The following is a 14,410-nucleotide window of genomic DNA, read 5'->3' as shown; positions in this document are numbered from 1 at the left end:
AGCGACAATCATCTCTAGGAGCTTTTACTATGGGTCTGTTCGACAAACTGAAGAAACTGGTTTCCGACGACAGTTCTGACACTGGCGGCATCGAAATCTTTGCTCCGCTGTCCGGCGAAATCGTCCCCATCGAAGATGTGCCTGACGTCGTCTTCGCCGAGAAGATCGTCGGCGACGGCATCGCCATCAAGCCGGCCGGCAACAAGATGGTTGCTCCGTGCGACGGCACCATCGGCAAAATCTTCGAGACCAACCATGCGTTCTCTCTGGAGTCCGACTCTGGTATCGAGCTGTTCGTTCACTTCGGTATCGACACCGTCGAGCTGAAGGGTGAAGGTTTCACCCGTATCGCTCAGGAAGGTCAACAGGTCAAGCGCGGTGACACCATCATCGAGTTCGATCTGGCCGTTCTGGAAGCCAAAGCCAAGTCTACCCTGACACCTGTGGTCATCTCCAACATGGACGAGATCAAAGAGCTGGTGAAGATGACTGGCGCCGTGACCGTGGGCGAAACCCCGGTGATCCGCATCAAGAAATAATGCGCCCTGGCCTGACGCCAGCGACCGCCAAAAACCGAAGCCTGGTGCTTCGGTTTTTTTTTTGCCCCTTCCATCTCCCGATACTCCATGGGCTCCCGCACAGGTCAGCATGACGGCAAACAGGCAGAAATGTTATCGAGATCAACACGGGCATAAGCAAGCCGAGTACCCTCAAGAGGGATACCTGCGGGTCCTTTGGTTCGATATGAGACGGGATGAAAAGAGATAAGCCGCTTAAGTGGCGAGGAGACAACGATGCTGAGAAATACCGAACAACGTTATGGCAGCCTGAGCATAGGGCTGCACTGGTTGACCCTGCTGCTGATGATCGCCGTCTATGCGCTGATGGAGTTCAGGGACATCTTCCCCAAAGGGTCGGCTGGCCGCGACCTGATGAAGGAGTTTCACTTCATGGTGGGTCTGCTGATCCTGGCGCTGGTGGTCGTGCGCCTGCTGGTGCGCGTGGGTAGCCCTTCACCACGTATCGTGCCCGAGCTCTCCCCCCTGATGCTCACGCTGGCCAAGCTCGCCCATCTGGCGCTCTATGGCTTCCTGATCCTCACCCCGCTGCTGGGCTGGCTGCTGTTGAGTGCGGGCGGCAAGCCCATCCCCTTCTTCGGCCTGGCGCTCCCCGCCCTCATCGCCCCCGACGACGGCCTGAAGGGTACCATCAAGGAGCTGCACGAGACGCTGGCCAACATTGGCTATGCTCTGATTGCCCTGCACGCGGCGGCAGCCATCTACCACCACCATGTGCTCAAGGACAACGCCCTGACCAATATGCTGCCCGAGCGCAAATAACCAGCGACGGGTTGCACACCAACAAAAAGGCCCCTGTGACAGGGCAATGCTGTTCACTTAAGAGAATTTGAGTTCCAGTCCACGTAGTATCAGGACAAAAAAGCGAGGGAGGCATGATGCCTCCCTCTTTCTATTGCAAGCCCCGCTGGATAAAGGCTGGAGGAAGATCGACTGGACACAGCCTTGCCCCCTCAACTCAAATCCAATTTATGAATAATCAGTCAAAAAAGTGCTTATCTGAACAGCATTGCCTGTGACAGGGGCCTTTTTGTTCATGGAGGGTCATGGGCGACACCTCGTCAGCCGGACAATACTACCCGGCTTTCGCCGCCGCCGAGGGCCTCCACCCGCACCTGCACGCCGATCCGCTCCACCAGGGTCTGCACGTGGGAGATGACCCCGATCTGGCGGCCAGCCGCCTGCAGGGAATCGAGGCTTGAGAGCGCCAGATCCAGACTGTCGGGATCGAGGGTGCCGAAGCCCTCGTCGATAAAGAGCGATTCGACCTGGGTCTGGCGCGACGACAGGCTGGAGAGGGCCAGCGCCAGCGCCAGCGCCACCAGGAAACTCTCGCCGCCGGAGAGGGAGTCCACCGAGCGCACCTCGTCCCCCATGTCGAGATCCACCACCTGCAGCGCCAGATCGGTGCCGGGCACCCGCTCCAGCCGATAGCGAGGCGAGAGCTCGGCGAGCTGGGCGTTGGCCTCCAGCAGCAGCCGCTCCAGCGTGAGGCTCTGGGCGAAGGTACGCAGCTTGGCGCCGCTGGCCGAACCGATGAGATCACAGAGCCGCTGCCAATGATCCGCCACCGCCTGCTGGGCAGCCAGCTCCTCCTGCAAGGTGCCCGCCTTGAGGGCCGCCGCCTCGGCCTGGGCCAGCGTGCTCTTGCACTGGAACAGCTGCTCGTCGAGAGTGCGGCAGTGCGCCTCCAGCGCCGTCAGCCGGCTGGCGAGCTCCTGTGGCGCCAACGCGGCCAGCTCGGGGTGATGCTCGCAGTAACGCTCTCGCTTGCTCTCCTCCAGCGCCAGCGCCCGCTGCCGCTCGGTCAAGCGGGTACGCGCCTCGGCGCGGGCATCCTCCAGCGCCTGCAAGGCGGCGCGGCGCCCCTTGAGCTCATCCGGGCTCATGGCCAGCAGGCGGCGCAGATCATATTCGGCGATGCCGAGGCTGCTGGCGTGGGCAGCCCAGCGCCCCAGCACCTCCCGTCGCCGCCGGCTGCTCACCTGCTTCTCCTGCTCCAGATGGCTGAGACGGGTCTTGAGCTCGGTCTGGCGCTCGCGCAGGGTGCGGGCCGCCCCCTGCATCGTCTCCAGCTCGCTGGCCAGTTGCTGCAGCCGCTGCTGCCAGCGGCTCTCGACCAGGGCAATCTCCTCCCCCCCCAGACAGGTGGCACGACTGGTAACCAGCCCCTGCCGTTGCTGTTCATGTTCCTTGTAGTCGCGCTCGAGCTTGTGCAGCAGCTCGCGCTGGGTCTGCAGACGCGCCTCCTGAGCACTCAGGGCCGGGGTAAGGCTGGCAATCTCGCCGGTCAGCCGCTCCCACTCGCTCTGGCCGTGCAGCCAGGCCTCGCAGGCCCGCTGCCACTCGCGCCACTGCTGGCTGCCCAGCCACTGACGCCAGGGCTGGCCTCCCATCTGCTCGTCGAGCCGGTTGCCCCCCTGCTCAAGGCGCTGGCGCAGGGTCGCTTCCTGCTCGCCCATCCCCTTCACCTCCCCTTCCAGGGCGATGCGCTGGCGATCGGCCTCCTGCCACTGCTGCTCGAACTGCTGGTGCTGGCTGGCCAGCTGGCTCAGCTGCTGGCGCACGGCCTGCAACTGCTGCTGCCCCTGCTGGGCCTCGCGCAGTTGCTGCTGGCTGCGGGCCAGCCCCTGCTCCAGACTCTGGCCGCGGCCGAGCAGGGTACTCATCAACTCGTTCCACTCGATCGGGCTCTGACGCAGCGGCAGCGGATGGCCCAGCAGCTCGGCACCGCCCAGCTGCTGCCAACGCTGGGTCAGCTGCTCGGCGCGCGTCTCCAGCTCAGGTAGATGCTGCTGACGCACTGCCAGCTGGCGGGCCAGCTCCTGGCGTTCGCTCTCGCACTGAATGTATTGGTGATTGAGCCGCTCCCACTCGAGCTCCAGGCTGCGGACGCGCTCCGCCAGCTGGCCGAGAATACCGGCCACCTGCGGCTGGCTCTGGTGATAGGGGTGCTCCTCGGCGCCGCAGAGCGGGCAAGGTTCACCGTCGCGCAGGATGTGGCGATGCTGCTCGAAACTGGCGATGGCACGGGACTGCTCCAGCGCGCGGCGTGCCTCGTCCCGTTGCAGGGCGAGCCGCTCGCGGGCCGGCGTCAACTCATCGCCGAGGATGGCCAGCTTGCCGAGCGCCTGCTCCAGCTGGGCGATCTCCTGCTGCAGGCGACCATGCTGCTCACCGTGATTGCGGCCATAGTCCGCCAGCTCCAGCAGCTGGCGCAGCTGGCCCAGTTGTTCGGTCTGCTGCTGCCACTGCTCCTGCGCCTTGGCCAGACGCCCCTCCCACTGCTGCTCCTGCAATTCGTGCTGCTGTTGCTGCAACCGGGTCTGCTCGCGCTGCCAGTAGTCGCGCTCCTGCTGCCCCTGCTCCAGCTGGTGTTGCAGTTGCCTGAGGGTGCGCAGCTTGTGCTCGCGCAGGGTGAGCAGTTGCTGCAGCCTGTCGGCATCCTCGGCCCAATCCTGCATGGCAGTGAGCAGCGGCTGCCACTGGCGGGCCACCGGCGCCAGCTCCTTGTGCTCCTCAAGCCAGGCGCCCCACTGCAGGTGCTGGGCCTTGAGCTGCTCCACCTGCTGGCGCTGCTGGCGCCAGCCCTGTTCCAGGGTGAGCTGCACCTCCCGCTCCTGCGACCCCTCCTGCTGGATCTTCTGCAGTTGCTGCTGCTTTTCCCGAATGCGGGTGTCGAGCTCCTGCGCCCGTTTGAGTTCGGGTTGCAGGGCTCCCCACTCGCGCTCGGCGGCGATCTTCTCCGCCAGCAGTTGCTGTTCGGTGAGGGCACTCTGCTGGGTCTGCTCCTCCAGCTTGCCAAGTTCGGGGCCAAGCTCGGCCAGTGCCTTCTCCTGCTGCTGCACCTCCAGGGTGAGGCGAGCCAGCTCGTCGTGATCGGCGCGGGCCACCTGGGCCTGCTCGGCGCGGGCGAACTCCTCCCGCTCGGGAGCGGCCGCACCGTGGGCCGCCTCCGCCGCGGCAAGGGCCGCCTCTCCCTCCTGACAGGCCTGCAACTGCGCAGCGATGCGGCCGTTGAGATCCCGCAAGTCCTGCATCAGTTGCTGTTGCTGCTGCTCGTGTTTGAGGCTGGTGGCGAGGCTGACCTGCTGGCTCACCCACTGCTCGCGGGTCGCCTCGTCCATCAGCGCCACGTCGCCGAGCCGCTGGCTGATGGCGGCAAGTTTCTGCTGCTCCTCCCGCGCCCGTTCATGGGTCTGGACCGAAATGGCGGAGTAGAGCTCGGTGCCGGTCATCCGTTCGAGCAGGGCCGAACGCTCGTCGGCGCTCGACTTGAGGAAGGCGGCAAACTCCCCCTGCGGCAGGATGACGGCGTGGCGAAACTGCTCCCAGGAGAGTCCCACCAGCTCGTCGATGCGATCCTGCAGCTCCCGCTTGCTGCCACTGAATACCTGGCCCGACGCCACGTCGGTCAGGCTGCGCTCCTGGGCCTGAAAGCGCCCCTCGGCGCGGTTGCGAGCCCGGCGCACCGCCCAGCGGGCCAGCCAGACACGGCCGTCACAGCCGCGAAACTGCACCTCGGCAAAACCGCTGGCGTGACCGCGGCTGAGGATGCCGCGCACGTCGTTGGCCTTGAGCTTCTCCTCGTCATCCATGCGGCCCACTTCGGCGACATTCTTGCGATTGGCGATAAAGCGCGGCATCTCGTCGTAGAGCGCCAGACAGATGGCATCGAGCAGGGTGCTCTTGCCAGCGCCAGTATTGCCGGTGATGGCAAACAGGCCGGCGGCCCCCAGGGCGCCACCGGCAAAATCGATGGTGAATTGACCGGTCAGGCTGGCCAGATTCTCCCCTGACAGCGACAAGATTTTCATTGGCTGGACTCCTTCACCTGCTCCAGGATCTCTTCAAACGACGCCACCAGCTCGGCCTCCGGCTCCCCGTCGAACTGACGCTGATAGCAGAGGCGAAACACCTCGGTGGGGGAGAGTTCATCGAGCCGGCGCTGGCCGGCACCGTCCGCCAGCCCCTGGCCCGAGCCCTGATAACTGGTCGTGATGCGGGCAAGACGCACCGGCTTGTCACCGATGGCGGCCAGCACGCGCTCGCGGATGCGGGCCTCGGGTTTGGGCAGCAGCAGCCGCACCTCGAGGAAGGGCTGCGCCTGCTGCGGGCAAGCGGGCAGCGCCAGCGCCTCGATGGCCTGGAGCGCCTCGTCAAGGCCGCTCTGGGGCAGCCGGATCATCTCCACCGCCCGGGGCACCGGGATCCGCTCAAGCTGGGCCAGCTTGCCCCCCTCAAACGTCACCTCCAGCACCTGATGGTTGTAGTTCGCCTCGGCCAGCGAGAGCGGCAGCGGCGAGCCGCTATAGTGCACTCCCTCGGCCGGGCTCTGCGCCAGGTGCAGGTGACCCAGCGCCGTGTAGTCGGCGGCGGCAAACAGCTCGGCAGGCAGGGCATGCTGGTTGCCGCCAAGCACCCGCCGCTCAGAGAGCTCGGAGAGCTGGCCCGCCGCCAGATAGGCGTGGCCCATGGCGATGAGGACCTGATCCGGATGGCAGCGCGCCCGCCCCTCGCTCAGCACCGCTTCATAGACCTGGCGCACCCCTTCGATGAGTCTGTCCTGCCCCTCGCTGAGCCCTTCCGGGCGCAGATCGCTGCTGCGCAGAAACGGCACGGCGGCGCACCAGGCGGCCACCTCGCCGTTCTTGCCTCGCAGCGGCACCAACAGGCGCTCGGTCTCGAGGCGCCCCTCGTCGTCCCGGCTGATGCTGCCCACCAGATGCAGATCGAAGGCGCGCAGCAGCTCGTGGGGAGCATCCAGCTTGGAGGGGGAGTCGTGGTTGCCGCCGATCAGCACCATCTCCAGTGCCGGGTGCTCGGCCCGCAGCCGTGCCAGGAAGCGGTAGAGCTGCTGCCAGGCACTGGCGGGAGGGTTGGCGGTGTCGAACAGATCGCCCGCCACCAGCAGGGCATCGATGTCGCGGGTCTTGATGGTGTCGGCCAACCAGTCGAGGAAGGCGGCGTGTTCGAAGCGGCGGTCGTGGCCGTGAAGCTGATGACCGAGGTGCCAGTCGGCGGTGTGCAGGATCTTCATGGAAAACGGCTCGATAAGGAGAAGAGAGCGGGGGCGAGGGCGCCCCGGGATGGAGACAAGATGAGGATGGTGCCCCCCGTTTTCAACCGGGGCAGCCCCAGACGTCAGATTCAGACGGCTTGGTAATGCATCTGGTACTGAAGATGGCCGGTGAGGGGATCGGGCACCTCCCCCCCGATTTCAAAGCCGTGGCGGCGGTAGAAACGCACCGCCGGCTCGTTCTCCACGAAGACCCGGGTATGCAGCTCGGCACATCTGGATCTGGCTTCCTGCAACAGGGCGTGCCCCACCCCCCGTCCCTGCCTATCGGGGCGCACGAAGAGTGCAGCCAGGTAATCATCCACCAGCGCCATGAAGCCGAGCAGGTCCCCTCGCTCCTCGAACACCCAGATGCGGGCGTGATCGAGGTAGCGGGTACGCAGCTCCTCCTGAGCCTGCCACCAGCAGGAGGCATCGACGAAATCGTGGGCCTGCAGGGAGGCCAGGAGCCAGATTTCGACGATCTCTTCCATGTCTTCCGGCCGACTCTGTCTCAACATGGTCGCCTCCTTGTCAGCAATGTGAACACTCGCAGTCTAGGGGAGTTGGGCCCGCTCCCGGGGGATCAAGATGGGGCCCTGTGAGGTCGATCGCCCTTTATTTAGCGAGAATGATTGGCTGATCACAAAGCGCCTCTCTAGTACAATGCCCGCCGGACAATCTAGAGACCGAGGACGCCATGTGGTTTAAAAACCTGCAGATTTACCGCTTTACCCGCCCCTTCGACCTGACCGTTGAGCAGCTGGAAACCCAGCTGGAAGCCTGCGCCTTCACCCCATGCGGCAGCCAGGACATCTCCCGGTTCGGGTGGGTCAAGCCCCTTGGCAAATTCGGCTCCACCCTGACCCACGCCGCCTCTGGCCACATCCTGCTGTGCGCTCGCAAGGAAGAGAAGATGCTGCCCGGCACCGTGGTCAAGGAGATGCTGGCGGAGAAGGTAGAGGCCATTGAATTCGAGCAGGGTCGCGCCCTCAAGAAGAAAGAGAAGGAGGCGCTGAAAGAGGAGATCATGCACACCCTGTTGCCCCGCGCCTTCAGCCGCACCAGTCAGACCTTCGCCTGGATAAACCCTGCCGACAACCTGATGGTGGTGGATGCAGGCTCAGCCAAGAAGGCGGACGATCTGCTGGCGCTCCTGCGCAAATCCATCGGCTCCCTGCCGGTGGTGCCGGTGGCCCTCAAGAACCCGCCCGAGATCACCATGACCGAGTGGCTCAACGAGGGCAACCTGCCCGCCGCCTTCACCCTGGAGGACGAAGCCGAGCTGCGCAGCGCCATGGAGCACGGCGGCATCATCCGCTGCAAGCAGCAGGATCTGATGAGCGAGGAGATCAAGAATCACCTGGCCAACGACAAGCTGGTGACCAAGCTGGCCCTCAACTGGGGCGAAACCCTGAGCTTCGTGCTGGGGGACGATCTCTCCATCAAGCGCCTCAAGTTCAGCGAAGAGCTGCGCGAGCAGAACGACGACGTCACCAGTGAAGATCCCGCCGCCCGCCTGGACGCCGACTTCGCCCTGGTCACCGCCGAGCTCTCCCAGTTCATCCCGGCCCTGTTTGCCGCCCTGGGCGGTGAAGAGCAGTCCATCTAAGCAAATTGGCTCAGCCTGATTGCAAAAAACCGCCTTCACGGCGGTTTTTTCATCTCCATCGGCACCGTCGCCGCGGGCTGGTCCCCTCCGGGGTAGCGCGCCGCGCCCCATTGATTGCGGCAGCATGGCGCACTGCCCCGGCAGCATGACACCTCGCTAGAGCGCCCCCCTTTCCTGCAACAGTCGATGAAATCGCTGCGCCAGGGTGCGGTAACCCTCGGCATTGAAATGCACCGCATCGGACTTCAGGGCCGGGTCTCGCAGCAACTCACCGATGCTGTCGTTGTCCAGCACCAGCCCGTACTGCTCTGCCAGCTCCTCGTAGAGGGGAGCGCCATCGGCAAACAGGGATTTTCGGGGCACCCCGACAAGCAGGATCTGGGCCCCGCTCCCCTGCACCGCCTCTATCATGGCAGCGAGATTGGCCTTGAGGGCCGCCTCCCCGCTGCCACGCAGGATGTCGTTGCCCCCCTCCAGCAGGATGACCAGAGCGGGTCTGTGCCGGGCCAGCAACCCGGGCAGGCGGGCCCTGCCGGCCTGGCTCAGCTCTCCGGACACCCCGCCATTGACCACGGGATGGCCGCTCAGGGTCGCCAGCACGTTGGGGTAGCTTTGGGACGGGCTCACCCCGCGCCCCTCGGTCAGACTGTCCCCGAAGGCGAGCAGGGTCTCCCCCTGGGCCAGCGGTCTGAAGGTCGGCTCCCCGCAGGCCGCCAGCAACAGGCAGAGCAGCCCCGCCATGCAAGGTTTCGCCAGCGTCCCCCGGTGTGTCATGAGCGCCTCCTTGATAGTTTTGTAACCATATGAGTATTAAGACAAACTTTTAATCAAGCTCCAAGTGTGACACATTTCGGCAGGTGAACAAGAAACCGACAAGGAGCCTGTCATGTCCCTCAACCCCCTCGGCCTGCTGGTCGCCCTCGGCCTGCTTGGCGGCTGCGCCTCCCAGGATGGCTTTCACTATGTCCCTCCTCCCCAGACCCTGATCGCCCCGGAGGCGGCCAGCGGCTGGATTGACAAGCCCGGCTGGCAGGGCCGTGACTTCATGGTGGCGGCGGCCAACCCGCTGGCGGTGGATGCGGGCTACCAGATCATCAAGGCGGGGGGCAGCGCCATCGATGCAGCCATCGCCGTCCAGCTGGTATTGACCCTGGTGGAGCCTCAATCCTCGGGCATCGGCGGCGGCTCCCTCATGCTGGTGTGGGACGGCAAGCAGGTGGCGGCGGTGGATGGCCGGGAGACAGCCCCCGCCGCTGCCACCGATCAGCTCTTCATGAAGGAGGGCAAACCCATGGCCTTCTATGAGGGGGTGGTGGGCGGGCGCTCCGTCGGCGCCCCCGGCACGGTGCGTGCCCTGGCCCTGGCGCACGAGCGCTATGGCAAGCTGCCCTGGGCCACGCTGTTCGAACCCGCCATCACCCTCGCGGAGCAAGGGTTCGTGATAAGCCCCCGCCTCGCCACCCTGCTTGCCAAGGATCCCTATCTGGCCGGGGATCCGGACGCCCGTGCCTACTTCTATCAGGCGGACGGCACTCCCAAGACGGCAGGTACCCGGCTCACCAACCCGGCCCTGGCCAGGGTGCTGCGTACCCTGGCAAGCGACGGCCCCGACGCCTTCTATCGCGGCTCGCTGGCCGAGGCCATGGTGGCCAAGGTGCACGCCCACCCGACCAACCCCGGGGTGCTGAGCGCCGCCGATCTCGCCAGCTACCAGGCCAAGCTGCGGGACGGGCTCTGCTTTGACTATCGCCAGAGCGAGATCTGCGGCTTCCCGACCCCCTCCTCCGGCACCATCGCCCTTGGCCAGATTTTCGGCATGCTGGAAAGCCGGGACATGGCCGCCCTCAAACCGGTACAGGGGGAGCAGGGTCAACTGGCCGCCTCCAGCGAGGCCATTCACCTCTACAGCGAGGCGGCACGCCTCGCCTTCGCCGATCGCAACCAGTATGTGGCCGACGGCGACGTCGTCGACGTGCCGGTGACAGGCCTGCTGGACAAGGGCTATCTGGCGCAGCGGGGGCACCTTATCGGCAACCGCTCCATGGGCGTCGCCCAGCCCGGCAACCCGCCACGGGCGCTGGCCAGGGGCCGGGACGCCACCCCGGAGCTGCCCTCCACCAGCCACATCTCCATCGTGGACAAGAGCGGCATGGCGGTGGCCATGACCAGCTCCATCGAGGATGGCTTCGGCTCGCGGCTGATGGTCAACGGCTACCTGCTGAACAACCAGCTCACCGACTTCTCCTTCACCTCGGTGGACGCCGCCGGCCTGCCGGTGGCCAACCGGGTGGAGCCCGGCAAGCGCCCCCGCTCCTCCATGTCGCCCCTGCTGGTGTTTGACAAGGCAAGCGGCGAGCTCGAGATGAGCCTGGGATCCCCGGGAGGCTCGGCCATCATCAACTACGTGGGCAAGGCGCTGCTCGGCACCCAGGATTGGGGGCTCGACCTGCAGCAGGCCATCAACCTGCCCAATTTCGGCAGTCGCAACGGCCCCACCGAGCTGGAGCAGGGGCGCACGCCCGACGCCGTGGTTCAGGGGCTCAAGGCCAGAGGGCACGAGGTCCTGCTTAACGAGCAGACCTCCGGGCTGCAGGGCGTCCAGCGCCATGCCGGCGGCTGGCTGGGGGCCGCAGACCCCAGACGTGAGGGGGTCGCCAGGGGGGAGTGATGCCCCTTCAGCACCCTCGTTCACCATGGAGGAGGCCAGCCTCCTCCATGCCGTGTGCTCATAGGTGTTCTCCCTTGCCTCCCAATATCATCATCGATTGTTTATTCCTGCCAATTTTTCTTTAACTGCACACTCTTTTCACCCAATCGCAATGCATTAAAGATGCTTTTCATCAAAACCAACGCAAAAACTGGAACAGTGTTGCTCATGGCATATAAATGCATTACTTTTCAATAGAAACGGCATCTGTTGCCCTCAAGATTTCCCCTTGATACGGCCAACTTCTGTCTCTTTCGCCCCCTGCTCATTGACAGCTGCCCTCTTCACCTTCGGGTGATCTGGTAGCCCCTGACTGCCATTAGCGAGGTGACGACATGGACCACTCACTCCCCCTTATCACCACCCTGGTAGGCGGCCTCGTGCTGGCCTACCTCTTCGGCATGCTGGCAAGCCGCCTGCGCATCTCCCCCATGGTGGGCTACCTCGCGGCCGGCGTGGTATGCGGCCCCTTTACGCCGGGCTATGTCGCCGATCTGCGGCTCGCCCCCGAGCTGGCCGAAATCGGCGTCATCCTGCTGATGTTTGGTGTCGGCCTGCACTTTTCCGTGAAAGACCTGCTGTCGGTGAAACACATCGCCATCCCGGGAGCCATCGTTCAGATAACCCTTGCGACCCTGCTCGGCCTTGGCCTCTCCCAACTGCTCGACTGGACCGTGACCGCCGGCCTGGTGTTTGGCCTGGCCCTCTCCACCGCCAGTACCGTGGTGCTGCTGCGCGCCCTGGAGAGCCGCGGCCAGCTCGACACCAACGAGGGACGCATCGCCATCGGCTGGCTCATCGTGGAGGATCTGGTGATGGTGCTGGCCCTGGTACTGCTCCCCATCCTCGCCAACCTGCAGCAGGGGGGCGAGGCACTGACCCCGGCCCAGGTGATGGCGGATATCGGCCTGACCCTGGCCAAGGTAGCTGCCTTCATCGCCCTGATGGTCATCGGCGGGCGACGCCTCATCCCCTGGCTGCTGGCCCGCACCGCCGCCACCGGCTCCCGCGAGCTGTTCACCCTGGCCGTCCTCTCCTGTTCCCTTGGCATCGCTTTTGGCGCCGTCAAGCTGTTTGGCGTCTCCTTTGCTCTCGGCGCCTTCTTCGCCGGCGTCGTGATGAACAGCTCCCATCTGAGCCACAAGGCGGCCAACGACACCCTGCCCCTGCAGGACGCCTTCGCCGTGCTCTTCTTCGTCTCCGTGGGCATGCTGTTCGACCCCGTCATCCTGCTGCGCGAGCCCCTGGCCGTGCTGGCCACCCTGTTCGTCATCGTGATCGGCAAATCGGTGGCCGCCTTCGCCATCGTGCGGCTCTTTGGCCACAGCCAGCGCACGGCGCTGACCATCTCCGCCAGCCTGGCCCAGGTGGGGGAGTTCTCCTTCATCCTGATGGGTCTCGGGGTCATGCTCGAGCTGGTCCCCGGAGTCGCCCGGGATCTGGTGCTGGTCGGCGCCTGTTTCTCCATCGTGCTCAATCCGCTGGTCTTCAACCAGGTGGAGCGTTGGCTGAGGCGCCATCCCGAGCCACGCACCGATGAGTCACCTCACCTCTGCCCCTTGCAGGGCCATGTGGTGGTAGTGGGCGCCGACGAGATAGGTCAGCACCTCATCCGGCAGTTGCATGAACAAGGCAGGGAGATGGTGGTGATCGACACCGACGAGCGACTGCTGGCCCCCTGGCGCGCCATGGGGATCACCTGTCTGGCGGGCCATCCCATCCAGCAGGATCTGCTGACGGCGGCGCTGCCCAACGCCAGCTGGCTGCTGATCACCCTGGATGACAGCCTGCTGGCCGGTGAGATAGCCATCAGGGCGCAGGAATACGGCGCCCTGATGCGCATCGCCGCCTGTGCCCACCAGCACGAGGAGGTGCATCATCTGCGCGTGCGCGGCGTGCATCAGGTGGTCAAGAGCGAGGAGGAGGCTGCGCGGCGACTCTGTCACCTCGCCATGGAGATGGCCTGAAGCTCATCGGAAGTAACGAGTCCCCACGACGGGGCCAGACAAGAAGCCCGGGCCTGCTGCCCGGGCTTTTTGCATGACGGGGCGATACTGCCGTCCCCTCACAGCAGATCGTGCTTGTCCAGCTGGCGATAGAGGGTGGCCCGGGAGATATCGAGCGTGCGGGCCACCTCCTCGAGCTGATCGGGGAAGCGGGCCAGCGTCCGTTGCAAGGCCTGACGCTCCGCCGCTTCGCGCACCGCCTTGAGCGAGCCGTCGAGCAGCAGGCTGTCCATGTTGGTCAGCTTCATGTCATCGGCTTCGATGAAGGGGCCGCTGCACATGACCACTGCCCGCTGAACCCGGTTGCGCAGCTCCCTCACATTCCCCGGCCAGCCATAGGACTGCATGGCCTGGCGCGCCTTGCGGGTGAAGCTGAGCACCCGCCCGCCCCGCACTTCCGCCAGAATGTCATCGGCAAGGAGCTGGATGTCTTCCGCCCGCTCGCACAAGGCCGGGGTGCGCAGGCGCACCACGTTGAGCCGGTAGTAGAGATCCATGCGAAATCCGCCGCTGGCCACCGCCTGCTCCACATCGATATTGGTGGCCGCGATGATCCGCACATCCACACGACGCGTCAGGTGGCTGCCCACCGCCTCTATGCACTGCTCCTGCAAGAAGCGCAGCAGGGTTGCCTGATCCTCCAGCGGCAGCTCCCCTATCTCGTCGAGAAACAGGGTGCCGCCATCGGCGGCCTCTATCTTGCCTATCTTGTGGTGCTGTGCCCCGGTGAAGGCCCCCTTGACGTGGCCGAACAGCTCGGACTGGATGAGCTGATGGGGCATGGCCCCGCAATTGACCGCCACGAAAGGGCTCTCCTCCCCGAACGTGCTGTAGTGCAGCTCCCGGGCCACCAGCTCCTTGCCCGTGCCGCTCGGTCCCGTCACCAGTACGGGCAGGCGGCAATGCTGCAACCGCACGATCTGGTCGCGCAACTGGCGGATGGGGGCGCTCTCCCCCTGAATGAAACGAAGCTGGGGTTGCAGTCGGGGGCGGTGTCGCCGGATGAGGCGCGCCATCCCCAGGGCATGTCCCAGGCTGTGGGAGAGCCTGTCTCTGTCCAGGGGAAAGGTGTGAAAATCATGAAAACAGGCTGCCAGCAAATTGCGAAGGGCTTCGCTGGCGAGACAGTCCCGCTGGATGAGGCCGATCCACAAGGCGCCGGAGTGCTGCGCAATCAGGTTGTAGAGGGCTTCGTGCTGCTGATGCTCGATCACCACCAGCACCAGGGGATAGTCCTTTTCCTGCAGTTTTTTCTCTGCCACCACCAGGGAGCTTGCCTGCTCCACCTGCCACTCGCCTTGTTCCAGCAGGCTTTCCAGTACGGCACATGAATTGATGAGCAACAATGCCGTTTCTGTCATAGGGACAACTCCCAGGGCGGGATCGTGAATGTTTTTTAACCATGTAAACAGGTTTGACCTCACGATCTGACTATGATCTTATGTGCTC

10 protein-coding genes are annotated in these 14,410 nt (G+C 64.9%); 5 read left to right on the top strand and 5 right to left on the bottom strand.

Annotated features, from left to right (window positions below; translation table 11 throughout):
* Positions 1-29: 29 nt before the first annotated feature.
* Together crr and OKB81_RS06000 are read left to right on the top strand one after the other, a co-directional pair.
* On the top strand, positions 30-539 hold the full coding sequence (crr, locus tag OKB81_RS06005; RefSeq protein WP_010673569.1) for a PTS glucose transporter subunit IIA: 510 nt from the start codon (positions 30-32) through the stop codon (positions 537-539).
* A gap of 255 nt (positions 540-794) precedes the next feature.
* Complete coding sequence (locus tag OKB81_RS06000) at positions 795-1,340, top strand: cytochrome b (protein WP_270666151.1); 546 nt, start codon at positions 795-797, stop codon at positions 1,338-1,340.
* A gap of 299 nt (positions 1,341-1,639) precedes the next feature.
* Here OKB81_RS06000 and OKB81_RS05995 read toward each other — a convergent pair whose 3' ends face one another.
* The 3 genes from OKB81_RS05995 to OKB81_RS05985 form a co-directional block, all read right to left on the bottom strand.
* Complete coding sequence (locus tag OKB81_RS05995; protein ID WP_270805152.1) at positions 1,640-5,395, bottom strand: AAA family ATPase; 3,756 nt, start codon at positions 5,393-5,395, stop codon at positions 1,640-1,642.
* Positions 5,392-6,618, bottom strand: a complete 1,227-nt coding sequence (locus OKB81_RS05990; protein WP_270664952.1) for an exonuclease SbcCD subunit D C-terminal domain-containing protein — start codon at positions 6,616-6,618, stop codon at positions 5,392-5,394. The genes OKB81_RS05995 and OKB81_RS05990 overlap by 4 nt, the downstream gene beginning before the upstream one ends.
* Positions 6,619-6,728: 110 nt before the next feature.
* A complete protein-coding gene (locus OKB81_RS05985) occupies positions 6,729-7,157 on the bottom strand; it encodes a GNAT family N-acetyltransferase (RefSeq protein WP_010673565.1) in 429 nt (142 codons plus the stop codon).
* A gap of 179 nt (positions 7,158-7,336) precedes the next feature.
* Between OKB81_RS05985 and rdgC the strand changes: the two genes are divergently transcribed.
* Positions 7,337-8,248, top strand: a complete 912-nt coding sequence (rdgC, locus tag OKB81_RS05980; RefSeq protein WP_010673564.1) for a recombination-associated protein RdgC — start codon at positions 7,337-7,339, stop codon at positions 8,246-8,248.
* A gap of 156 nt (positions 8,249-8,404) precedes the next feature.
* Here rdgC and OKB81_RS05975 read toward each other — a convergent pair whose 3' ends face one another.
* Positions 8,405-9,022 carry an arylesterase gene (locus OKB81_RS05975; RefSeq protein ID WP_270664956.1) on the bottom strand — a complete coding sequence of 206 codons (618 nt, stop codon included), beginning with the start codon at positions 9,020-9,022 and terminating at the stop codon, positions 8,405-8,407.
* A 112-nt stretch (positions 9,023-9,134) separates the two neighbouring features.
* Between OKB81_RS05975 and ggt the strand changes: the two genes are divergently transcribed.
* Both ggt and ybaL read left to right on the top strand, forming a co-directional pair.
* A complete protein-coding gene (ggt, locus tag OKB81_RS05970) occupies positions 9,135-10,916 on the top strand; it encodes a gamma-glutamyltransferase (RefSeq protein ID WP_254231628.1) in 1,782 nt (593 codons plus the stop codon).
* A gap of 374 nt (positions 10,917-11,290) precedes the next feature.
* Positions 11,291-12,922, top strand: a complete 1,632-nt coding sequence (gene ybaL / locus OKB81_RS05965) for a YbaL family putative K(+) efflux transporter (RefSeq protein ID WP_201996264.1) — start codon at positions 11,291-11,293, stop codon at positions 12,920-12,922.
* Between the two features lie 98 nt (positions 12,923-13,020).
* Here the strand turns inward: ybaL and OKB81_RS05960 are convergent, their stop codons facing one another.
* Positions 13,021-14,322, bottom strand: a complete 1,302-nt coding sequence (locus OKB81_RS05960; protein WP_270805150.1) for a sigma-54-dependent transcriptional regulator — start codon at positions 14,320-14,322, stop codon at positions 13,021-13,023.
* Positions 14,323-14,410: the final 88 nt, after the last annotated feature.

Origin of the sequence: Aeromonas sp. QDB56, assembly GCF_027705505.1 — a bacterium.
In the GTDB taxonomy this organism is placed as follows: domain Bacteria; phylum Pseudomonadota; class Gammaproteobacteria; order Enterobacterales; family Aeromonadaceae; genus Aeromonas; species Aeromonas caviae.
The sequence above is the reverse complement of the archived record's forward strand: the minus strand, read 5'-3'. Positions and strand labels throughout refer to the sequence as shown.